The organism is Vibrio syngnathi (assembly GCF_002119525.1).
GTDB classification, from domain to species: Bacteria; Pseudomonadota; Gammaproteobacteria; order Enterobacterales; family Vibrionaceae; genus Vibrio; species Vibrio syngnathi.
On the sequence record NZ_CP017916.1, the window covers coordinates 282,556 to 303,673 of the forward strand.

The window sequence follows — 21,118 nt, forward strand, 5'->3', positions numbered from 1 at the left end:
TTTTCTTGCCAACTGACTTATTCCTTTCATAAATAAACCTGATAGTTACCACAAAATACATGACTGCCCATAGATGGCAGTGACTATAAATCAATGAACTCAGGTGAAACGGATGACTCTTTTACACAAACCTTCATTGCTAGCAGTGGCAATTGGTAGCTTGTTAACCACAAGCGCACACGCTGATTTGTTTATTTCACAATATGTGGAAGGCGGCAGCTACAACAAAGCGGTTGAGATCGCCAATAACGGTGATAGCAGCATTAACTTAGATGGTTACTCACTGGCGAAGTCAGCCAATGGCAACGGATCATGGGGCGCCACTTTACCTTTAGATGGCCACGTTTTAGCGCCCGGTGAGGTACTTGTAGTCGCGCACACCAGCGCAAGTGACAAAATTAAAGCGGCTGCTGATATTCTTAACGCGTCGATTGCTAATCACAATGGTGACGATCCGCTCGCTATCTTGAATTCAGATGGTTCGGTACATGATGTTGTCGGTTTGATGGGCGATGTGGACTGGGGTAAAGATGTTACTTTGGTTCGTGCTAAACAAACACCTTCGGCGACGTTTGATGCTTCACACTGGGTATCGCTACCAAAGGACAACATTGAAGGATTAGGTTCACTAGACAATGTTGAGTTACCTGACGCGTTTGCTTGTACACAAGATGGCTCTGCTCCTGTATTCACGACTATTCAAGAGATCCAAGGCGAGGGCGCAACATCACCGTTCATTGATGGCTATCCATACATCACTGACGATGAGTACTTCGTCAAAGGTGTGGTAAGTGCAGTCACTACGGGCATAACCAAAGGTTTCTACCTGCAAGCACTTGATGATGACTTCAATTCAAGCACTTCTGAAGGCCTATTTATTCACACCAACCAATCGAGTTCAGAACTGGCTGCGGGCGATGTGGTATGTGTGAAAGGTAAGGTTCAAGAATACTACAGCCATACTCAGCTTAAAGTTGAAAACAACCAATGGCTAAAACAGGGCGAACAACAAGCGCCTGAAGCGACAGCAATTGAAGCCTTAGACAGTGACGAGAACTTCGCTGCAACGCTTGAGCGCCATGAAGGCATGTTAGTGAAAACAACCGAAGCGCTTGATATGCGTGTAACGCGTACCTTTGGTTATGACTACGCAGGTCGTCGTAACAACATGGTACTGGCCCATGAGCGTATTAACATGCAGCCGAATCAGTTATCTGCAGCTGGCTCTGAAGATGCGAAACAGCAAACTAAAGATAACGCAGACCGTCGTCTTTTCGTTGAAACCGATCAAAAAGCCGGTGACGGACAGGTTCCTTTCTATCCAGACTTTGGCCGTACCGATATTGACCAAGATGGTTCAACAGAAGACTACATCCGTATCGATGACACCATTGTTGGTCTAGAAGGCGTACTGACCTACAGTTACGGTGAGTATCGTTTAGTGACAACCAACCAGATCTCGGCTGAGAACTTTGTCCGTAATGACCCACGTACTGATAAGCCTGATATGGATGAAGGTGATCTACGTATCGCGACCTTCAACGTATTGAACTACTTTAACTCTCCATTTGGCGGTGACGCGAACCAACACGGCAACAACCGTGGCGCGAACACCATCACTGAATTTGAGATGCAGCAAGAGAAGATTGTGAACGCGATTCTTCGTCTAGATGCCGACATCATTGGTTTGATGGAAATTGAGAACAACGGTTTTGGTGAAGGCTCTGCCATTCAGCAGCTTGTAAACCAACTGAATGATCGCATTGAGCGTAAGAAAGACCGCTATACCTTTGTGGCTGTCGATTCGAACGGAGATGGCGTAACCGACGAGATGGACTCGATTGGTACTGACGTCATTACAACAGGTGTTATTTACCGTAAGAAAGTGGTTAAGCTTAAAGACAGTCGTGTTATCGCGATGCCAAGCCAACAAGCGCCAGAAGTGTTAGACGATGCTGGTAAGGTGATTGAAGACGGTAAGAACTACCAACGTGACTCATTGGCGCCAACTTTTAAAGTGAAAGGCACCAAAGAGAAACTCACCGTTGCGATTAACCACTTTAAATCGAAAGGTTCTAAGTGTTGGGAAGATGCAGCCCCTGTCGAACAGGGCGGCCAAGGTGGTGTTGATGCTGACAAGCAAGGTTCATGTGAGAACTTCCGTGTGGCTGCAGCAGTTGCTCTGGGTGAAGCGCTAGATGGCATTAAAGGCCATAAAGTGATTCTGGGTGATATGAACTCGTACGGCATGGAAGACCCAATGCTGGTACTGACGGATTACTCGGAAGAGAAATACGGTAAGCAAATCAAAGCGGCGCGTAACACCTACATTGACGGTGTCGAGCAGTTTGGCGATAACGGTGCGGTGATTACTAAGAACTACGGCTACATTAATGCTGTGGCTCAAAAGCACCCAGACAGCTGGAGCTACTCATACAATGACGAAGTGGGCGCACTGGATCATCTGTTGATCAGCGACAGCCTAAAAGACATGGTGGTGGATGCAACTGACTGGCATATCAATGGTGGCGAGTCTAAGCTGCTTGACTACAACGAAGAGTTCAAAGGTGACCTACCTAAGTACCAAGATCTCTTCCGTTCATCGGATCACGATCCGGCGGTTCTTGAGCTTAAAGTCGGTGGTTCGTTTGGTTTCGGTGCGCTGATGTCATTGTTTGGTTTAGCGATGTGGCGTCGTCGTAAGTAATAAGGCTTTTCGAGTCATAATAAACCGCTACCTATAGGTAGCGGTTTATATTTTAGTTACTTATGGATTCCATTTTTTCAAGGTCGTATTGGCGAATTTGTACCGCTTCTTCCAGTGGGACCGGTTTTGAAAACAAGTACCCTTGGACAATGTCACATCCATATTGTTTAACATATTCTAGTTGTTCAATGGTTTCGACACCTTCAGCGACGGTTCTTGTTCCTGTAGACCGCCCAATTGCGACAATGCTTTTTAATAGTTCATGAGCGGTATTCGATTCTGAAAGTTGCCAAATAAAGCTACGATCTATTTTAATTTCATGAATAGGAAGTAATGACAAATACTTCAACGAAGAGTACCCAGTACCAAAATCATCTAAGGCCAAGTGAAACCCTTTGCTACGAAGTTGATACGCAACTTTTGCTACCTCTTCTGGATTTTTTAGCATGATGCCTTCGGTGGCTTCTAGGCATATATGGGATGGGTTTATACCGTAGCGCTCTGTTATTTTTATGATATTTTCAGCAAAGTTTGTATCACCAATTTGAACTGGTGATAAGTTCAGTGCCAGTAATATAGGAGCATTGTCTGGAAAATCGAGTTCTGAATACTGTTGGTAGGCTAACTCAATTAAATACCAACTTAATGCGCGTATATGACCACTGACTTCAGCGACGGAGATAAACTCATCAGGGTAAACGTTACCCAATGTTGGGCTTTTCCATCGAGCTAGAGCTTCGATTCCCCATAACCTTCCAGACTGTAAGCAATACTGAGGCTGATAATCTAAATAAATTTCTTTTTTCTCTATCGCTGCAAGTAAATTGTCTTCAATCAGAAACTTACGTTGATTTTTCGCAGAGGTTTTTGATGAGAAAATAGCACAGTTTGCTTTGCCTTCTGATTTCACAAAATGGAGCATAATATCAGAGCTTGCGAGTAACTCATCGACAGTGCGCCCGTGATCGGGGTACACGGCGGCACCTAAGCTAAAACTGATATCAAATTCATGCTCAAAGCATTGATACTTGGTCGCAAGTTCATCATGAAATAGTTTCATGACGCTTTCTGCCTGTTTTAGGCTGTTTAGATCAGGGAAAGTAACAATAAATTCATCACCTCCGAACCGGAACACTTCTGAAAAATTAGGGCATACTTTTTTTAGCGTTTGAGATATCTGTATTAAGAGTTCGTCCCCAACACTGTGTCCGTAGTAGTCGTTGATGTTTTTAAAGTTATCTACATCAATAAAACAGACAAGAAATTTATCGTCATCTGATTGAGTTTTGGCTAACTCTTTCTCCATATAGACTTCAAAAAAGTGTCGATTAAAAAGCCCAGTCAGTTGGTCATGATTAGCAAAGTGATTTAGCGTGCTGTTGGCAGTATTGAGCTTTTCAAAGTCAGATTGAATTTCAGCTTGATAAGATTCAAAGCGACGAGATACTAGAGTGCTTACATAATATGAGAGTAGTCCGACTAATAGAACGACTATGCTATACATGAGTGCTAAGCGATTGAGCTCATCATTTCTTTTTTCAATCAACTCGGCATTTTTTTTAGCAACAAGTCTTTCTAATGCAGTGACACTAAAGCTCGCGCCTATCGTCCAGCCCCAAGTACTATTTTTGACGACATAACTAAGGTTTTCTAACGAGTGATTGTCGGCAGCTAAGTGTCTGACATAGACATCCGATTGTTCCAACAGCGTGACTGCTTGAGTGCGGAAGTGTATGTTTTTAATATTATGGATATTAGTGCCAATAAAGCTAGGAGTGGTATGAGCCAGCACATCGCCTTTCGTGTCGATAACGTAGAAGTTACTCTGTTGACCAAGTTGAAGCTGACTTAACCATTCGAGTACATTATTTTGAATGTCTGATTGGACATCTGTAATAAAGTCACTTGTACCTATGTACCAATTATATGGCGAGAAATTAACAATATAGCCTATTTTTTCATACTGTTTTGCGAATGTATTCGGCTTTATAAACCACCATTTATGAAAGCCTTCCTTTTCTTCAATTGCTTTCTTGGTTAATTCCTGAGCAATAAAGTGTCCTTTAGCATCTTTATAGTCCCATCGGGAAGCTCCTTGGGAGCTAGGAAATATAGGGTGGAAAATAACAGTCCCATCATGGTGGTAAATAAAAGGGTAACCACGACCGTCATTGAATCTGTAGTTTTTCAAACTCGAATGAACCAAGGTTGTAAACTCTTGTTCACTTAATTGCGGGTTGTCTGTATGCAGTTGATTTAGTATTGAGTGAATGCGGAGAGTATGAGTTTTTATACTGTCGCGTAGCGTAGTTATTGTTGTTTCTTCTAAATAGTTGAGCTGCTTATTTACATAGCTGACTTGAGATTTTAAATAGGCTTTTTTTTCTTCAACAATATCGGATTCTATGTGAGTGATTTCTTGATTGGTTCGTCGATAACTATCATTGACCGATAACGAAAAGACGATAATAGAAAATAGAACCACAGTTATAGTCGGTATGTAACGAATTAGGTAGACGAGCTTGTTCTCTTTCATTTTTCTATTAAAGGTCAGTAAATTCACGCTAATGATAACTCAAACAATTATTCATTGAATTGTTATTTTTTACAAAAAAAGAACCATGCCATAAATAACATGTAACTTTGTGTGGTTTTTGTTTTTATGGAGCCTTGACGTGGATGGGAGGCATCTGTTGTATTGAGAAGACAAAGTAAATCACTCTGGCTTCATTGCCAGTAACGTTTATGTATTTGTAGTGTAAAGTTATCAGGGCAGCGAAAGCTGATTTTCTTTTTGTCATTTTCACTTGCCTTTCTTGCTTTATATTGCACAATACCGCCCCTATATCTTCCAATCATTTAGTATTTAGCAAACGATTTCGACCCATGTTACTTATCATCGATAACTACGACTCTTTTACCTATAACTTGTATCAGTACTTCTGTGAGTTAGGGGTCACTGTAAAAGTTGTTCGCAACGATGAGATTGATATTGCGGGTATTGAAGCGCTGAATCCTAGCCATCTTGTTATCTCGCCGGGTCCTTGTACGCCCGATGATGCGGGCATTTCGCTACAGGTGATTGAACACTTCGTAGGTAAGCTACCGATCTTAGGTGTGTGTCTTGGTCATCAAGCCATTGCTCAAGTCTTTGGTGGTGAAGTGGTGAGAGCCAGACAAGTGATGCACGGTAAAACCTCTCCAATACGCCACAATGGCAAGAGCGTTTTTCAAGGGCTTAATAACCCTCTAACTGTGACACGTTACCATTCCCTAGTGGTGAAAAATGGCACGCTACCTGACTGCTTTGAACTGACGTCTTGGACGGAATTTGAAGATGGCAGTATGGATGAGATTATGGGGTATCAACATAAAACCTTGCCGATTGATGCCGTCCAATTTCATCCTGAATCGATTAAAACAGAGCAAGGACACCAGCTTCTCGCTAACTTCTTAGAGCGTTGAGTGTTTAAATTCGACCCTTTCTCCATCTAAATAAGCCAGTCAAACCTGTTAGTCCATTCGTTAAGCGTTTAAATTCGGGCGCACCGCGTCTCTTACTCCTCTGACGCTGATCACTTTTTATAACATTTCTCTCTCTTCAGGCTAAGTTTTTAGCCTATGCAAAATTATTCGCCTTATTTCGTCTCGACCCCAATATACCGCAATGCCAGTAAGGCTTTGCTGTTACCGGTTATGCGTTTAGGTAAAAAAAGCTTCATAAAACAGATTAATTGATGCATAAATAGTCATGGATAGTGACGTTTAGCTGGTTGTTAGGGATGGCTAAAGAATAATCTACTATTGAAAACGTTAATTAAATGTAAATATAATGCTGCAGCGGGATTATGGCGAGAGAAAATATCTTTGTCTCACTTATGAACCAGTACGCTTATTTGCGAAGCTTGCGGTATCGAGAAGGAATGTACGATGACAGTGGAAAAAAAAGTAGAACGTAGTCTGTTTAATGAGGTGATGGTGCCTTGTTATAACCCAATGGAAATGATCCCAGTAAAAGGGGAAGGCGCACGCGTTTGGGACCAACAAGGGCGAGAGTATATCGACTTTGCTGGTGGTATCGCTGTGAGCTGTTTGGGTCACTGTCACCCTGCAATGGTTAACGCAGTTACAGAGCAAGCAAACAAGATTTGGCATTTAAGTAATGTCATGACCAACGAACCAGCACTGCGTCTAGCGAAGAAGCTAACAGACGTATGTTTTGCCGAAAAAGTATTCTTTGCCAACTCTGGAGCAGAAGCTAACGAAGCAGCATTGAAGCTGGCTCGTCGTTGGGCTGCGGATGTTCATGGTCCTGAGAAATCTGAAATCATTGCATTCAAACAAGGTTTCCACGGTCGTACTTTCTTTACCGTAACTGTGGGTGGTCAAGAGGCTTACTCTGATGGCTTCGGTCCTAAACCGGGCGATGTCACTCACCTGCCTTACAACGATATTGCCGCGCTAGAAGCGCACATCTCAGATCGCACGTGTGCAATCATGATGGAGCCTCTGCAAGGCGAGGGCGGTATCATCTCTCCAACTTCTGAGTTCGTGAACACGGTTCGTGAACTGTGTGACAAACACAATGCGCTGCTTATCTTTGATGAAGTGCAAACAGGTAATGGCCGTACTGGTAACTTTTACGCTTACCAAGGCCTAGGAGTGACACCTGACATCCTAAGCACTGCAAAATCACTGGGTGGCGGTTTCCCAATCGGTGCAATGCTAACGACCACTGAACTCGCGACACACCTAAAAGTCGGTACGCACGGTTCTACTTACGGCGGCAACCCACTGGCGTGTGCCGTTGCTGAAGCGGTTGTTGATGTGGTTAGCCAACCGGAAACGCTAGCTGGCGTGAAAGAACGTGAAGCACTGTTCCGTGATGGTTTAGCTAAGATCAACGACAAATACCAAATATTCAGTGAAGTTCGCGGTAAAGGCCTATTGCTAGGCGCTGCGCTTAATGAAGCATGGCAAGGTCGTGCTCGTGATGTATTAGTGGCAGCAGGCGAACAAGGCTTGATGGTACTGGTTGCGGGTGCAAACGTGGTTCGTTTCACGCCATCACTGGTTATTACTACACAAGAAATTGAAGAAGGTTTATCAAAACTAGACAAAGCAATCGCTACGCTAGTTTAGCCTGAGCGGCGTCATAGGAATGATCGCCATTAGAGCGATCCCATGACGTACTGCTAAAGGCCCAAGATTCTCGTTTTGGGCCTATTTTGCATCTGGAGGGAATATTGATGCTAGTTGTTCGCCCAATAAAATTATCTGATTACGATGCGCTGCATACCTGCGCGGTTGAATCTGGTCACGGATTCACATCTCTTCCGGTTAACGAAGAACTGTTAACTAACCGAATTTCTCACTCTGAATACAGCTTTGCCAAACAAGACGTGACTGAACCCGGTGATGAAGGCTATCTAATGGTCGGCTTTGACACTGAAACCGGAGAAGTCGCAGGTACCACAGGCATCGAAGCCTCAATTGGCTGGGATGTTCCGTTTTACTCTTACCACATCAGCAAAGTGGTTCACTCATCGCAAAAGCTGGGCGTGAATAACGTCGTGAAGCTACTGACTTTTGGTAATAACTACACCGGATGCAGTGAAATCTGCACACTGTTCTTGCGCCCGGCTTTCCGTGGTGGATTGAATGGTCGTTTGATGTCTAAGTGTCGCTTCTTGCTCATGGCAGAACACCCTGAGCGTTTCTCAAAAACCATTTTTGCTGAGATGCGTGGCGTATCCGATGCAGAAGGTAATTCTCCTTTCTGGCAATGGCTGCAAGATCATTTTTTCTCGATTGATTTTACGCTCGCCGATTACCTAACGGGTATTGGTAAGAAAGGCTTCATTGCTGACCTAATGCCGAAGTTACCTATCTATGTGAACCTACTGAGCAAAGAAGCTCAGGCAGTAATTGGAGAGGTTCATGACAATACGCGCCCTGCACTTAAGTTGCTGGAGCGTGAAGGTTTCACCAATCGTGGTTATGTCGACATCTTTGATGGGGGCCCAACGGTTGAGTGTGATCTAAGAAATATCGAATCAGTGCGTCATGCAATTCGAGCTCAAGTGACAATTGCAGAGCATTCAAGCTCTAAAGACTTCCTAATTGGTAATACCTCGTTTGAGAACTTCCGCGCAGTAGCCGCGAAAGGCGCGTATGACCAAGCAAGCGACACAGTGATTTTATCATCTGAAGTAGCAAGCGCTCTTGAAGTAAAAGAAGGCGAATTCGTTCGCATGTTGGCTCAATAAGAGCGGCGATTATCTGTCGAAGATTTTAAGGATAGAAGTATGACTCAGTGGATAGCAGGACAGTGGGTGGCAGGTCAAGGCGACGCCATGACATCAGTAAGCCCATACAACAATGAAGTCGTGTGGCAAGGCGATAGTGCAACACCAGCGCAGGTTGAATCTGCAGTAGCAGCGGCTCGTGATGCGTTCTTAGTTTGGAAGAAACTGAGCTTTGCAGAGCGTGAAGCGATCGTGTTGAACTTTGCTGAGAAGGTAAAAGAGAACAGCGAAGAAATTGCACAGATTATTGCAAAAGAGACGGGTAAACCGATTTGGGAAACTCGCACTGAAGCGGGTGCGATGGCGGGTAAAATCGCTATCTCTATTCGTGCTTACCACGAACGTACGGGTGAAGCTTCACGTGAAGCCGCAGGCAACCAAATCGTACTTCGTCATCGCCCATTAGGCGTAATGGCGGTATTTGGCCCTTACAACTTCCCAGGTCACCTACCTAACGGTCATATTGTTCCTGCACTGCTATCGGGAAATACCGTGGTCTTTAAGCCGTCAGAGCAGACACCTTGGACAGGTGAATTTGCGATGAAGCTATGGCAAGAAGCTGGCCTTCCTGCTGGTGTGATCAACCTAGTGCAAGGCGCTAAAGAGACAGGTATCGCACTGGCTGATGCTAAAGGTCTTGATGGCGTGCTATTCACGGGTAGTGCTAATACCGGTCATATCCTTCACCGTCAATTCGCGGGTCAACCGGGCAAGATGCTGGCGCTAGAGATGGGTGGCAATAACCCTATGGTGATCAGTGACCAATTTGGTGATGCTGACGCGACGGTTTATACCATTATCCAATCGGCTTTTATCAGTGCAGGTCAACGTTGTACGTGTGCTCGTCGCTTGTATGTTCCTGTTGGTGAGAAGGGCGATCAACTGCTCGATAAGCTCGTTGCGGCTACCTTGAAGATTCGTGTTGATCAGCCATTCGCTGAGCCAGCACCCTTCATGGGTCCACAAATCTCTGAAGCGGCAGCTAAGTTCATTTTGGACGCGCAAGCTAATCTGCAATCGTTAGGTGGTGTAAGCCTAGTCGAAGCAAAAGCGGGCGAAGCGGCGTTTGTTTCTCCGGGTATCATCGATGCAACCAACATTGCTGAGTTGCCAGATGAAGAGTACTTCGGCCCATTACTGCAAGTGGTTCGCTACCAATCGCTAGAGCAAGCCGTTGAACTGGCTAATGACACGCGCTTTGGTTTGTCTGCTGGCCTAGTTTCAACCGACGATTCGGAGTGGGAATACTTCGTTGACCATATCCGTGCGGGCATTGTTAACCGTAACCGCCAGCTAACAGGCGCAAGTGGCGATGCTCCATTTGGTGGTCCAGGTGCTTCGGGCAACTTACGCCCAAGTGCTTACTACGCGGCTGACTACTGTGCTTACCCTATGGCGTCAATGGAAGGTGGTGAAACTCAACTGCCAGCTACGTTTAGCCCCGGTATTGAGCTGTAGTTTTTGCTTTTAAGCTATAACTTGATGAATCACAAGCTTATGAGCTCTAGGTTCATGAATAACAGATTCATTGATTGATTGTGTAATAAGGAAGCGGTGTTATCGCTTCCTTTTTCCATCACGTCCTACACCTAGATTGGGCGGTAGATAATAATAGAACAAGTATGTCACAGGCTGATGGCTGCTGACTCTGTGTCCAGCCTCTCCCTCTCTAATCCAAATTACTAGCTTGCTAGAACCTCTGACAAGGAGTCACCATGACGCCCGATCTACTCTTTAAACCACTATGGGATGATTACATTCACAGGCTTTGCCCATCGGCTGAGAAAGTACACCATTTGCTGAAAGAAGATGAAGCTCTGATTAATGATCACATTGCACTGCGTACTTTCAATGTTGCACCACTGGGTATTGAAACATTGGCTAAACCTTTCCTTGAGTTAGGTTACAAGGCGTGTGGCGATTACTTATTTGAGAGCAAGAAGCTAGTGGCTAAGCATTACGAGCACCCAGATCCAAACCAACCGAAAGTGTTCATTAGTGAGTTGAAAGTCGAAGAGTGTTCAAGTGACTTGCAACAGATCGTGGCTAAGTTGGTTGAGCAAGTCGACGCAAGCAAGCTTCAAGGTCATGAGTTCTTGTTTGGTGGTCGCCTTTGGGACCTGAGCTTCGCGGATTTTCAAGTTCTAGCAAAAGAGAGTGAATACGCGTCTTGGCTAGCGGCTCATGGTTACGGTGCAAATCACTTTACGGTGAGTGTGAACCAGCTCAATGAGTTCGATGAAGTACAGACTGTGAATGACTATTTGAGTGATTCAGGTTTCACTATCAATGCATCTGGTGGTCAGGTTAAAGGCTCTCCAGAGGTCTTATTAGAGCAATCATCTACAATGGCAGACAAAGTCCCAGTTTCATTTGTTGAAGGCAATGAGATGATTCCTGGAGGCTTCTATGAGTTCGCTAAGCGTTATGCGATGGCCAACGGTGAGCTTTATACAGGTTTTGTTGCAGCATCGGCGGATAAGATCTTCGAAAGCACTAACGGTTAAAGAAAGATGCGAGTACGGGCTTTGCTCTAGAGATTCAGATAGGCTTCGCTTCGAGAGTATTTTCGCTTGGAAGCTGTAGGTGTTTCATTCGTATTTTCTTTGTAGATCTTTAGAAAACAAAAAAGCCACCAAATTCGCATTTGGTGGCTTTCAAATTTTTGGCTCAGTTAATCGAGATTAACGAGTGCCGTATACCACGATAGTTTTACCGTGTGCAGAAATTAGGTTCTGCTCTTCTAGCATCTTCAAGATACGACCAACTGTCTCACGAGAACAACCAACAATCTGGCCAATCTCTTGACGAGTGATCTTGATTTGCATGCCGTCAGGGTGAGTCATTGCATCTGGCTGTTTCGCTAGGTTTAGTAGCGTTTGAGCGATACGACCTGTTACGTCAAGGAACGCTAAGTCACCAACCTTTTGGCTAGTTACTTGTAGACGGTTTGCCATTTGCGCTGAAAGGCGCATTAGGATATCTGGGTTCACTTGGATAAGTTGACGGAATTTCTTGAAAGAAATCTCAGCTACTTCACAAGGAGATTTTGCACGAACCCATGCAGTACGCTCTTGGTCTTCTTCGAACAAGCCAAGCTCACCGATGAAGTCGCCTTGGTTTAGGTAAGAAAGAATCATTTCCTTACCTTCTTCGTCTTTGATAAGAACTGCCACAGAACCTTTAACGATGTAGTACAAGGTTTCTGCCTTTTCACCAGCATGAATCAAAGTACTTTTTGAAGGGTACTTATGAATATGACAGTGTGAAAGGAACCACTCTAATGTTGGATCGGTTTGGGGTTTACCTAGAACCATAATATCTTACTTCCTCTGCAGGGTATGCTTGCCGCTTTCCATATTTTAGCTAAGCCTGAATTGACGTAGCTAGGATAAGAGCACTCGTTGAGTGCTGCAAGCTATCTTGTGTTTCGTTTAAGAATAGTATCCTTTTTCAGGTACTATTTCTTGATTTTAATCGTGACCAAGCTACGATTTTTTACGCAAAATTGTGCACATGATCACGGTATGAAAAGTAATCAACCAGAATGTTGTTTTGTTAGCCTATTTTCCCGGTTTCTATAAGTTGTTGCAGGATAGGCCTTACAATGAGTTCCATAGCAAAACTCATCTTGCCGCCAGGTACTACAAGCGTGTTGTGGCGCGACATAAATGAGCCATCAATCATAGCCAGAAGATAAGGGAAATCGACGTTTTTGATGCCGCGTAAGCGTATAACAACGAAGCTTTCATCTAAACTTGGGATCCCTTTAGCATTGAGAGGGTTTGATGTGTCTACCGTTGGAACACGCTGGAAGTTGATGTGAGTACGTGAAAACTGAGGAGTAATGTAGTTAAGGTAATCATCCATCGAGCGAACAATTGAGTCCATTACTGCTTCGCGAGAATGACCACGATCGCGTGTGTCACGAACGAACTTTTGGATCCATTCTAGGTTTACGATAGGCACCATGCCGATCAGCAAATCGACGTGTTGAGAAACATTGATGTCCCCATCTACCACACCGCCGTGTAGGCCTTCGTAAAACATCACATCGGAATTTTCAGGGATCTCTTGCCATGGTGTGAAGGTGCCTGGCATTTGATTATAAGGCACGGCTTCATCAAAGGTGTGTAGGTAGCTGCGGACTTTGCCCGTACCTTCATTACCGTATTGACGGAAGAACTCTTCTAATGCACCAAAATCGTTAGCTTGTGGGCCAAAGTAGCTGATGTGCTTACCTTGCTCGCGCGCCTTACGGATCTCGACGTCCATCTCTGGGCGAGTGAAGCGATGGAAACTATCCCCTTCAACCCAAGCAGCCTTTACGTCCATCATATTGAACATTTTGCGGAAGGCTTCTGAGGTGGTGGTGGTGCCGGCTCCAGATGAACCCGTCACCGCAATAATTGGATGTTTAGCGGACATGACAACCCTTGTCTTTTGAGTAACTTACTTGTTAGCAATCGTTTACCACTATAACACGGCTCCTTTATGAGCGCAGCCTAGAAGCGTTTTGTGACTTGAATATCAACGGTTTCATGCAGCTCAGAAAACACGATACTCACTTCTCCTGAGGCTAATTGATGTTTCACTTGGTCAATTTTGTTTTGCAGTGAAACTTCTATGTCACCGTAGTCTGTACCTTCACGCAGCACGAATTCTTTAATGAGGTTTTCCAGTGTCTCTGGCGCAATGTCTTGCCATGGGATGATCATAAATACTTCTCTCTTTTATGTTCATGGATAGGTTTATTGATGTAGAAATGAATGAGCTTAGTAATATTCTCACTTCTATTTAATAAGGCTCGGACATTTTACTAAGGCTCGTCATTATGCCGAATCTTGGATACTTTCATAGTAGGCGGGTAATGCTTCTTCTAACCAAAATCTTGGCTTGAGTGTGCTACCTGTAATGAACCCGACATGGCCACCTTTCTGAAACAGACGATAATCAATATTGTCTGGTAGTACGAACTTTGGAATCACATCATCAGTCATGAAAGGATCATCTTTGGCATGAATGATCTGAGTCGGCAGTTTGATCTTTTTGAGTTTAGGCAGTGCGGAGCATTGCGCATAATAATCTTGTGCGTTCTTGAAGCCGTGCAGAGGTGCAGTGATTCGTTCATCAAACTCATATAGTTTGGTGATCTTCTTAATGGTTTTCGCTGTGATACCAAGCTTTTCCTGTAGCAAGTTAGCTTTTTTTAAGGCGTTTGATTTTAGAGAGTTGAGTAGATACTTTTTATAGAGCTTGGAAAAGCCCTGCTCAATGCGACTAGAACAACACGCTAAGTCAAAAGGTGCAGAAACTATCGTTGCCGCCGAAAGTAGAGGATCGTCCGCGTACTCAGCCAAATAGTTCGCCAACATGTTTCCACCTAAAGATATGCCAACCGCAACTTTGGGGTTGTTGGGGAACTGCGCGTGCAGATGTCTTAGGAAAAAGCGCGCATCTTCAACTTCACCGGAGTGATATGCTCGAGCCAAGCGATTCGGTTTTCCGCTGCATCCTCTAAAGTGCATCATCACGGATAACCAACCATCTTTAGCAAAGGCATTCATCAGTCCGTTGGCGTAAGGGCTCTCAAAGCTACCTTCTAAACCGTGGAATAGAACGAATATCGGCTTGTTACTTAGTTTATCAGAGCTTGGATTGTCATTAGTCGAGTTGTCACCATCAGGCGATTCACTCCATGCAAGGTCTAGGAAATCGCCGTCGGGAGTTTCTAAGGTTTGCCAGTGAGGGTCAAACAGCGCCTGCTTTCTAATAAACCGTGGCACTAAGGTTTGTAAGTGCGGATTAGATAGACCGGCCGCTGCGGTAAATATTGTCATAAAACAGTCCATGCTTCTTTTATGGGCTTTGATAAGGTGTTGAGCTTGTAGTGAAAGGCCCACGTTTTTATTTGAGCTTGGTTGATTCTCGTCATAAGCGCAAGAGTTTCACTTATATAGGTTACAAAACAGGTTGTGGGTAACTGGTTGAGTATTATAGAGGTTAAGCTCTATATCTTGCTAATAATCGAGTCACCATCGCGTGAGCACGAAGAGCGATAGTCCCAAGTAAGCTTGGAGCTTGATTGAATAAAAGGAAAAGGGAATGCGTTAGGGCTGTGGTGCTGGTTCAGAAAAAGCGGCGTAGAGATTTTCCGCCCCTAATAAACGACAGTACTGTAAAGCGAGCGGTGATTGTTGGTTCGCAGTAAGTTGAAGAGACTTAATGCAATCAACGAGATCTGATTGCTGTTGCTTCTCTAGTTGCAGCTCAAATTGTAAGGCTTCACGGTAGAGTGAATCAACAACGTGTGCTTTGAGGTGTTTACGCAGCTCTCGATAACTATGAAGCAAGGTTTCAGAGCGGCTTAAGCATTGTTGAACCTTGTGCCACTCTTCCTCAGCAAAAGAGAGTTGCTGCTCATCAAGCCATTTGAGAAGCAGCAGTAGATTGACGTTACCATGGAATTGGTTTTGCAAAGCTAAGCACGCATCCTTAACACCGCGCACACTGTAATACTGAAGGCTAAATTGCCATAGTCGTTCCAGTGTTAGTGATATTGGGGCGTGCTCTGGGCTCATAAGCTATCCATATCCAGTTCCATCTGATCAAGCTCTTCTTGAGTGGACATCCAATCCATTTCAACTTCTTCTAGCTGTGACTTACTGCTCGCTTGGAGAGCGAGTACTTTATTCAGTTTAGCCTTATTTTCAGCTTCATACAGTGAAGTGTCGGATAATTCTTGCTCAGCTTCTTCGAGAGATAGCGTCAGCTTATCCATTTGCTTTTCAAATTGAGTTAGCTTTTTACGCAGTGGTGCCGTCAGTTTACGGAACTCGGCTTCTTTACGTTTTTGCTCTTTTTTCGCTGCTGCACTGTTGGCGCTGTCTTTTGCTGGTGCCAATGCTTGTGCTTCTTTGCGCTCAACTTTCTGTTGTTCGGTTAGCCACTTGTAGTAATCGCTTAGGTCACCATCAAACGGTGCAACTTGACGGTCGTGTACAAGGTATAAATCATCCGTAGTGGCACGAAGTAGGTAACGGTCGTGCGATACGATAACCATCGCGCCTTCAAACGTCTGCAACGCAAACGTCAGCGCCTGACGCATGTCGAGATCCAAGTGGTTAGTTGGTTCATCGAGTAGCAACAGGTTTGGTTTTTGCCATACCAGTAGCGCTAATACCAAACGTGCTTTTTCACCACCAGAGAATGGTGCAACCTTGTCGAGGGCTTTTTCACCTTGGAAGCCAAAGCTACCTAAGTAGTCACGCAGTTGTTGCTCTGTGTGTTTAGGGGCAATCTGCATCATGTGTTGCAGCGGTGTTTCTTCTGGGTGCAGCGTCTCTAATTGGTGCTGAGCAAAGTAACCCATTTTAACGCCTTGCGAATAGCTCAGCTCTCCACCTTGCTGTTTCAGTTCGCCTGAAAGCAGTTTAATCAGCGTTGATTTACCTGCACCGTTTCGACCCAGTAGGCCGATACGACTGCCCGGTACTAGATTCAAGCGAATCTTTTCTAGAATCAGGTTGTCATCGTAGCCCGCTGATACTTCATCCATCATCATGATTGGGTTCGGCAGCGCGTCTGGTTCTCTAAACTCAAAGCTGAATGGGTTATCAAACTGAGCGGGCAGCACTTGTTCCATTTTCTCCAGCGCTTTAATACGGCTTTGCGCTTGGCGAGCCTTTGAGGCTTTATAACGGAAACGGTCAATGTAACTCTGCATGTGAGACATCTGTTTCTGCTGCTTTTGGTACATCGCTTGTTGCAGAATTAGCTTTTGCGCTCGTTGGGTTTCGAACGATGAGTAGTTACCCGTGTACTCATTGAGCTGTTGATTTTCAACGTGCACGATGCGGTTGACGATAGGATCTAAGAAGTCTCTATCGTGCGAGATAAGCACTAGCGTTCCTGGGTAGCTTTGTAACCAACGTTCTAGCCACATTACTGCGTCTAAATCCAAGTGGTTGGTAGGTTCATCGAGTAGCAGTAGGTCACTGCGACACAGTAGGGCTTGCGCTAGGTTCAAACGCATACGCCAACCACCCGAGAACTGGGTTAGGTTCCATGTCATTTGTTCTTGGCGAAATCCTAGGCCATCCAATAACTCGGCAGCACGTGCTTTGATGCTGTAACCACCAATGGTTTCAATCTTGCCGTGGATCTCTGCGACCAATGTACCGTTGTCGGCTTGTTCGGCTTTCTCAAGTTGATCTTCAAGGCCACGGTATTCACGGTCGCCATCAATTACGTATTCAATGGCTGTTCTTTCTAATGCAGGTGTTTCTTGAGCAACCCAAGCCATTTCCCAGTGAGCGGGTTTACTGAATGAACCGGCATCAATCGATAGCTCGTCTTTAATTAAGGCGAACAGCGTAGATTTACCACAGCCATTTTTACCAACCAAGCCAATCTTGTCGCCAGGCTGAAAAGTGGCAGACGCTTGGTCGAGGAGTGGCTTACCGCCGCGTAGCAATTGAATATCAGAGAAAGTAATCATAATTGAAATAGCATAGAAATTAGAGGTGAACAGACGCCTGCATAGTAGGCTGAAACCAGATAAAAGTCGATCACAATGCAATTTGCGTTATGATGCCAATAACATATTAGTAACTTTTGCTTAAATTCTTGTGGCCTTGCCACCGTTTAGCCTTCAAAGGAATGTTTCAAAGGAATGAGTAATACTCCCTCGACAGACAACCCCGTGCCAAAGGTGCTGGTCATCTATGCGCACCCAGAGCCGCAAACCTCAATCGCTAACCAGATCATGGTTAAAAAGATCGAGTCGCTTGGGAATGTCAAAGTCCACGATCTCTACGCCATCTATCCTGACTTCTTTATTGATGTGCCTTCTGAGCATGCATTGCTGCTTGAATATGATGTGATCGTGTTCCAACACCCTTTGTTTATGTATTCCTGTCCTTCGTTGTTGAAAGAGTGGTTTGATCGCGTGTTAGGCAAGGGTTTTGCCTTTGGTGAGCAAAGTGCGCTTAAAGGTAAACACTGGCGCAGTGTGATTACTACCGGTGGTAAAGGAGAGGCATTTGGAGAGGCAGGCTATAATAAATATCCATTACAAGAGATTTTGCAGCCATTCGAGTTAACCGCCGCTTTGTGTCAGATGCACTGGATGTCACCTTTAGTTCTACACTGGGCAAGAAACGTCTCGGATATGACGCGTTACCAACACGCGGAAGCGTATCGAAATTGGCTGCGAGACCCGCTACAAGATATAGGAGCAGATGATGGCTCTGACTAACGATTTTCTACAAAGTAGCGTTATATTTTTAGCCGCTGCTGTGGTTGCGGTTCCTATCGCACAGCGCGCGGGATTAGGTTCGGTACTCGGTTACTTATTAGCGGGTGTGGCGATTGGCCCATGGGGACTTGGTTTAATCAGTGATGTAGAGGCGATTCTACACTTCTCCGAATTCGGGGTGGTACTGCTGCTCTTCTTGATTGGTCTCGAACTTAACCCGAAAAAGCTGTGGCAGATGCGAGCCCCTATTCTCGGACTCGGTGGCGCGCAAGTGCTGATCACCACCCTGATTATTACCGCCATCGCGTGCATGTTTGGTTTAACTTGGCAAACTAGCTTAGTCATCGGCATGGGTTTAGCTTTGTCTTCGACCGCTATTGCGTTGCGTGTTATTGAAGAGCGAGAGCTTGGTGGCAAAGAAGCAGGGCAGTCAGGTTTTGCGGTATTACTTTTCCAAGATATAGCAGTAATCCCTATGTTGGCGATGCTGCCTCTGCTTGCGGGTAATACCGGTGGCAGTTGGGCGGACATGTTATGGATGCTAGGCGGTGTTATAGGCTTACTTGTTGGTGGCCACTTCTTGTTGAGACCACTGTTCCGCTACGTGGTCATGAGCGGTGTGCGTGAATTGTTCACGGTCGCGGCGCTGTTATTGGTGATTGGTATTGCTGTCATCATGCAGCAGATTGGTTTGTCGATGGCATTAGGTACTTTCTTGGCAGGCGTGCTTCTGGCTGAGAGTGAATATCGCCACGAGTTAGAAATCGCAATCGACCCATTTAAAGGGTTACTGCTTGGCTTATTCTTTATCTCGGTTGGTATGGCGGTGAACTTAGGTTTACTGGCAGAAAGTCCATTCGCAATATTGATTGCGGTGTCGTCTCTGGTCGTATTGAAAGGATTAGTGCTGTATGCACTCGCTCGTATCTTTGGCACTCAAGCTAAAGCGCGCAGCCGAATGGCGATGATTCTCAGCCAAGGTGGTGAGTTTGCCTTTGTTATTTTTACCGCGGCGAGTGCACAAGGCATCTTAAGCGGCGACCAAGTGTCGTTCTTACTGGTGGTCGTGAGCCTTTCTATGGTGACCACGCCATTGATGCTTAAGCTGCAAGACCGATTTTTTGCTCGTCAACTTAACCAAATCAGTGAAAGCGCGATGTCTTCGGATGTGGTTGATCGCAGCCCTCGAGTGATTATTGCGGGCTTTGGTCGTTTCGGTCAGATCATTGGTCGCTTGATGTATGCCAACAAGATTCGTATTACCGTCCTTGAAAGTGATGCCAGCCAAATCCATATCCTAAGAAAATTCGGCTACAAAGTGTTTTACGGAGATTCCACTCATCTAGAGCTGTTGCGGGCAGCCGGTGCAGACAAGGCGGAAGCCATCGTGTTGTGTACTGACTCTCCTGATGAAATCATGAAAACCGTCGATTTGTGTAAGCAGCACTTTCCACGCTTAAAGATCTTAGCGCGTGCTCGAAGCCGTGTTGAAGCGTATCAATTACTTAACCACGGTGTGAGTAACTACTCGCGCGAAACCTTCCTTGGGGCACTGGATTTAGGTCGTCAAACATTGACCGAACTTGGAATGCACCCATATAAAGCGAAGCGAGCAGAAGCACACTTTAGGAAATTGGATAATGGTATGCTCAAAGAGTTACTTCCTCAGCATAATGAAGATGCTGAGTTGGCCCAACGAGCAAAAGAGGCTCGTAAAGAACTCGAAGAGATTTTTGGACACGAGATGGAAAACGATCACCAGTCTCGAAATTATTGGCAATAGCTTGAAGTGATAACTAATGCTTGAACTATAGAAATATAGCTTGAGCATAGAAATAACAGTCTAGATAACTAATCTAATAATAAACGTGGTCTCTGCTTTGCCTTTAATAGAGCTAGAGCGAAAGAACTGCGAATCCAGAGTAGTAAAGGATATCAACGTGAAACAGAAAAAACGCTTTATCGCAGGGGCGAGCTGCCCAAGCTGCAAGACTCAAGACACACTCCGCTGGTGGGTTGAAAACAATATCGAGCTGGTGGAATGTGTCGATTGCGACTTCACAGAACAGCGTAAACCGAAAACTGTAGAGAAATCTGAACACGCGAATCAAGAAATGATCGGTATTTTTAAGCCAGAATGATTGAGTTTCGTCAATTGATCCCCATAATATCCCGGTACAGAATTTTTCCTAAGCTCAACTGTTCGAGCTTAGTCCAAACCTCCTTGGAGCTCTCATGAAAATTGAAAAGAACGTAGTAGTTAGTGTTGCATATCAAGTGAAACTTGAAGATGGCGTAGTAGTTGACCAATCAACTGCAGAAGCTCCACTAGATTACCTTCACGGTCACAACAACCTAATTACAGGTCTTGAAAAAGAGCTTGAAGGCAAAGTAGCTGGCGATAAGTTCTCAGCAACTGTTACTCCAGAAGACGCTTACGGCGAGCACAACGATGACTTAGTTCAACGTGTTCCTGCAGACGTATTCCAAGGTGTTGAACAAATCGAAGTTGGCATGCGTTTCCTAGCGGATACTGACCAAGGTCCAATCCCAGTTGAAGTTACTGAAGTAGATGGCGACGAAGTTGTTGTTGACGGTAACCACATGCTAGCTGGCCAAACTCTAACGTTTGACGTTGAAGTTGTAGCGGTTCGTGAAGCGACTGAAGAAGAAGTTCAACACGGCCACGTACACCAAGAAGGCGGCTGTGGCGGTCACGACCACGATCATGATCATGATCACGAAGGTGGTTGCTGTGGTGGCGAAGGCCATGACCACGCTGAAGAGAAAAAAGACGGCTGCTGCGGCGGCGGTAGCTGTGGTTCTCACTAATACCGAACTAAC

At 45.0% G+C, this 21,118-nt stretch carries 17 protein-coding genes; 10 read left to right on the forward strand and 7 right to left on the reverse strand.

Translation table 11 applies throughout. From position 1 onward, the window contains the following. Nucleotides 1-112 precede the first annotated feature (112 nt). Nucleotides 113-2,707 (forward strand): ExeM/NucH family extracellular endonuclease, encoded by a 2,595-nt coding sequence (locus tag K08M4_RS01315; protein ID WP_086048626.1) that lies wholly within the window; start codon nucleotides 113-115, stop codon nucleotides 2,705-2,707. A 52-nt stretch (nucleotides 2,708-2,759) separates the two neighbouring features. Here the strand turns inward: K08M4_RS01315 and K08M4_RS01320 are convergent, their stop codons facing one another. Continuing rightward, nucleotides 2,760-5,243, reverse strand: a complete 2,484-nt coding sequence (locus tag K08M4_RS01320) for a bifunctional diguanylate cyclase/phosphodiesterase (protein ID WP_086048627.1) — start codon at nucleotides 5,241-5,243, stop codon at nucleotides 2,760-2,762. 350 nt (nucleotides 5,244-5,593) lie between these two features. On the opposite strand from K08M4_RS01320, the gene K08M4_RS01325 reads away from it, so the two are divergent. The 5 genes from K08M4_RS01325 to K08M4_RS01345 all read left to right on the forward strand — a co-directional run bounded on the left by K08M4_RS01325 (nucleotide 5,594) and on the right by K08M4_RS01345 (nucleotide 11,522). Continuing rightward, nucleotides 5,594-6,172 (forward strand): aminodeoxychorismate/anthranilate synthase component II, encoded by a 579-nt coding sequence (locus K08M4_RS01325; protein WP_086048628.1) that lies wholly within the window; start codon nucleotides 5,594-5,596, stop codon nucleotides 6,170-6,172. Between the two features lie 465 nt (nucleotides 6,173-6,637). Then, nucleotides 6,638-7,849, forward strand: a complete 1,212-nt coding sequence (locus K08M4_RS01330) for an aspartate aminotransferase family protein (protein WP_065207400.1) — start codon at nucleotides 6,638-6,640, stop codon at nucleotides 7,847-7,849. 107 nt (nucleotides 7,850-7,956) lie between these two features. Further along, nucleotides 7,957-8,976, forward strand: a complete 1,020-nt coding sequence (gene astA, locus K08M4_RS01335; protein ID WP_086048629.1) for an arginine N-succinyltransferase — start codon at nucleotides 7,957-7,959, stop codon at nucleotides 8,974-8,976. A 39-nt stretch (nucleotides 8,977-9,015) separates the two neighbouring features. Then, complete coding sequence (gene astD, locus K08M4_RS01340; protein WP_012604932.1) at nucleotides 9,016-10,473, forward strand: succinylglutamate-semialdehyde dehydrogenase; 1,458 nt, start codon at nucleotides 9,016-9,018, stop codon at nucleotides 10,471-10,473. Between the two features lie 257 nt (nucleotides 10,474-10,730). Further along, nucleotides 10,731-11,522 carry a DUF1338 domain-containing protein gene (locus tag K08M4_RS01345; protein WP_086048630.1) on the forward strand — a complete coding sequence of 264 codons (792 nt, stop codon included), beginning with the start codon at nucleotides 10,731-10,733 and terminating at the stop codon, nucleotides 11,520-11,522. 177 nt (nucleotides 11,523-11,699) lie between these two features. On the opposite strand, the gene crp is transcribed toward K08M4_RS01345, so the two are convergent. The 6 genes from crp to K08M4_RS01375 all read right to left on the reverse strand — a co-directional run bounded on the left by crp (nucleotide 11,700) and on the right by K08M4_RS01375 (nucleotide 17,515). Beyond that, nucleotides 11,700-12,332: a cAMP-activated global transcriptional regulator CRP gene (gene crp / locus K08M4_RS01350; RefSeq protein ID WP_004729651.1), complete on the reverse strand. Its 633-nt coding sequence runs from the start codon at nucleotides 12,330-12,332 to the stop codon at nucleotides 11,700-11,702. Between the two features lie 241 nt (nucleotides 12,333-12,573). After that, nucleotides 12,574-13,443: a phosphoribulokinase gene (locus K08M4_RS01355; protein WP_004729650.1), complete on the reverse strand. Its 870-nt coding sequence runs from the start codon at nucleotides 13,441-13,443 to the stop codon at nucleotides 12,574-12,576. Nucleotides 13,444-13,520: 77 nt separating this feature from the next. Continuing rightward, nucleotides 13,521-13,733, reverse strand: a complete 213-nt coding sequence (locus K08M4_RS01360; protein ID WP_086048631.1) for a YheU family protein — start codon at nucleotides 13,731-13,733, stop codon at nucleotides 13,521-13,523. Between the two features lie 114 nt (nucleotides 13,734-13,847). After that, nucleotides 13,848-14,855, reverse strand: a complete 1,008-nt coding sequence (locus K08M4_RS01365; protein WP_086048632.1) for a hydrolase — start codon at nucleotides 14,853-14,855, stop codon at nucleotides 13,848-13,850. A gap of 270 nt (nucleotides 14,856-15,125) precedes the next feature. Next, nucleotides 15,126-15,596: a TIGR02444 family protein gene (locus K08M4_RS01370; RefSeq protein ID WP_086048633.1), complete on the reverse strand. Its 471-nt coding sequence runs from the start codon at nucleotides 15,594-15,596 to the stop codon at nucleotides 15,126-15,128. Next, entirely contained in the window at nucleotides 15,593-17,515 is a 1,923-nt protein-coding gene (locus K08M4_RS01375) for an ABC transporter ATP-binding protein (RefSeq protein WP_086048634.1), read from the reverse strand. The genes K08M4_RS01370 and K08M4_RS01375 overlap by 4 nt, the downstream gene beginning before the upstream one ends. Nucleotides 17,516-17,689: 174 nt before the next feature. Between K08M4_RS01375 and kefG the strand changes: the two genes are divergently transcribed. The 4 genes from kefG (at nucleotide 17,690) to slyD (ending at nucleotide 21,106) form a co-directional block, all read left to right on the forward strand. Continuing rightward, nucleotides 17,690-18,274, forward strand: a complete 585-nt coding sequence (kefG, locus tag K08M4_RS01380; protein WP_086048635.1) for a glutathione-regulated potassium-efflux system ancillary protein KefG — start codon at nucleotides 17,690-17,692, stop codon at nucleotides 18,272-18,274. Next, on the forward strand, nucleotides 18,261-20,057 hold the full coding sequence (kefB, locus tag K08M4_RS01385) for a glutathione-regulated potassium-efflux system protein KefB (RefSeq protein ID WP_086048636.1): 1,797 nt from the start codon (nucleotides 18,261-18,263) through the stop codon (nucleotides 20,055-20,057). Before kefG ends, kefB begins: the two co-directional genes overlap by 14 nt. A 157-nt stretch (nucleotides 20,058-20,214) precedes the next feature. Beyond that, nucleotides 20,215-20,415: a YheV family putative zinc ribbon protein gene (locus tag K08M4_RS01390; protein ID WP_086048637.1), complete on the forward strand. Its 201-nt coding sequence runs from the start codon at nucleotides 20,215-20,217 to the stop codon at nucleotides 20,413-20,415. Between the two features lie 94 nt (nucleotides 20,416-20,509). Continuing rightward, nucleotides 20,510-21,106: a peptidylprolyl isomerase gene (gene slyD, locus K08M4_RS01395; RefSeq protein WP_086048638.1), complete on the forward strand. Its 597-nt coding sequence runs from the start codon at nucleotides 20,510-20,512 to the stop codon at nucleotides 21,104-21,106. The last annotated feature ends 12 nt before the right edge of the window (nucleotides 21,107-21,118 follow it).

What these genes read in the sequence shown, in the direction of transcription:
- K08M4_RS01360 (WP_086048631.1), bottom strand. Translation starts at nt 13,733, where the DNA reads ATGATCATCCCATGGCAAGACATTGCGCCAGAGACACTGGAAAACCTC.
- astA (WP_086048629.1), top strand. Translation starts at nt 7,957, where the DNA reads ATGCTAGTTGTTCGCCCAATAAAATTATCTGATTACGATGCGCTGCAT.
- K08M4_RS01315 (WP_086048626.1), top strand. Translation starts at nt 113, where the DNA reads ATGACTCTTTTACACAAACCTTCATTGCTAGCAGTGGCAATTGGTAGC.
- K08M4_RS01375 (WP_086048634.1), bottom strand. Translation starts at nt 17,515, where the DNA reads ATGATTACTTTCTCTGATATTCAATTGCTACGCGGCGGTAAGCCACTC.
- astD (WP_012604932.1), top strand. Translation starts at nt 9,016, where the DNA reads ATGACTCAGTGGATAGCAGGACAGTGGGTGGCAGGTCAAGGCGACGCC.
- K08M4_RS01365 (WP_086048632.1), bottom strand. Translation starts at nt 14,855, where the DNA reads ATGACAATATTTACCGCAGCGGCCGGTCTATCTAATCCGCACTTACAA.
- slyD (WP_086048638.1), top strand. Translation starts at nt 20,510, where the DNA reads ATGAAAATTGAAAAGAACGTAGTAGTTAGTGTTGCATATCAAGTGAAA.
- K08M4_RS01345 (WP_086048630.1), top strand. Translation starts at nt 10,731, where the DNA reads ATGACGCCCGATCTACTCTTTAAACCACTATGGGATGATTACATTCAC.
- kefG (WP_086048635.1), top strand. Translation starts at nt 17,690, where the DNA reads ATGAGTAATACTCCCTCGACAGACAACCCCGTGCCAAAGGTGCTGGTC.
- K08M4_RS01320 (WP_086048627.1), bottom strand. Translation starts at nt 5,243, where the DNA reads ATGAAAGAGAACAAGCTCGTCTACCTAATTCGTTACATACCGACTATA.
- crp (WP_004729651.1), bottom strand. Translation starts at nt 12,332, where the DNA reads ATGGTTCTAGGTAAACCCCAAACCGATCCAACATTAGAGTGGTTCCTT.
- K08M4_RS01325 (WP_086048628.1), top strand. Translation starts at nt 5,594, where the DNA reads ATGTTACTTATCATCGATAACTACGACTCTTTTACCTATAACTTGTAT.
- kefB (WP_086048636.1), top strand. Translation starts at nt 18,261, where the DNA reads ATGGCTCTGACTAACGATTTTCTACAAAGTAGCGTTATATTTTTAGCC.
- K08M4_RS01355 (WP_004729650.1), bottom strand. Translation starts at nt 13,443, where the DNA reads ATGTCCGCTAAACATCCAATTATTGCGGTGACGGGTTCATCTGGAGCC.
- K08M4_RS01330 (WP_065207400.1), top strand. Translation starts at nt 6,638, where the DNA reads ATGACAGTGGAAAAAAAAGTAGAACGTAGTCTGTTTAATGAGGTGATG.
- K08M4_RS01370 (WP_086048633.1), bottom strand. Translation starts at nt 15,596, where the DNA reads ATGAGCCCAGAGCACGCCCCAATATCACTAACACTGGAACGACTATGG.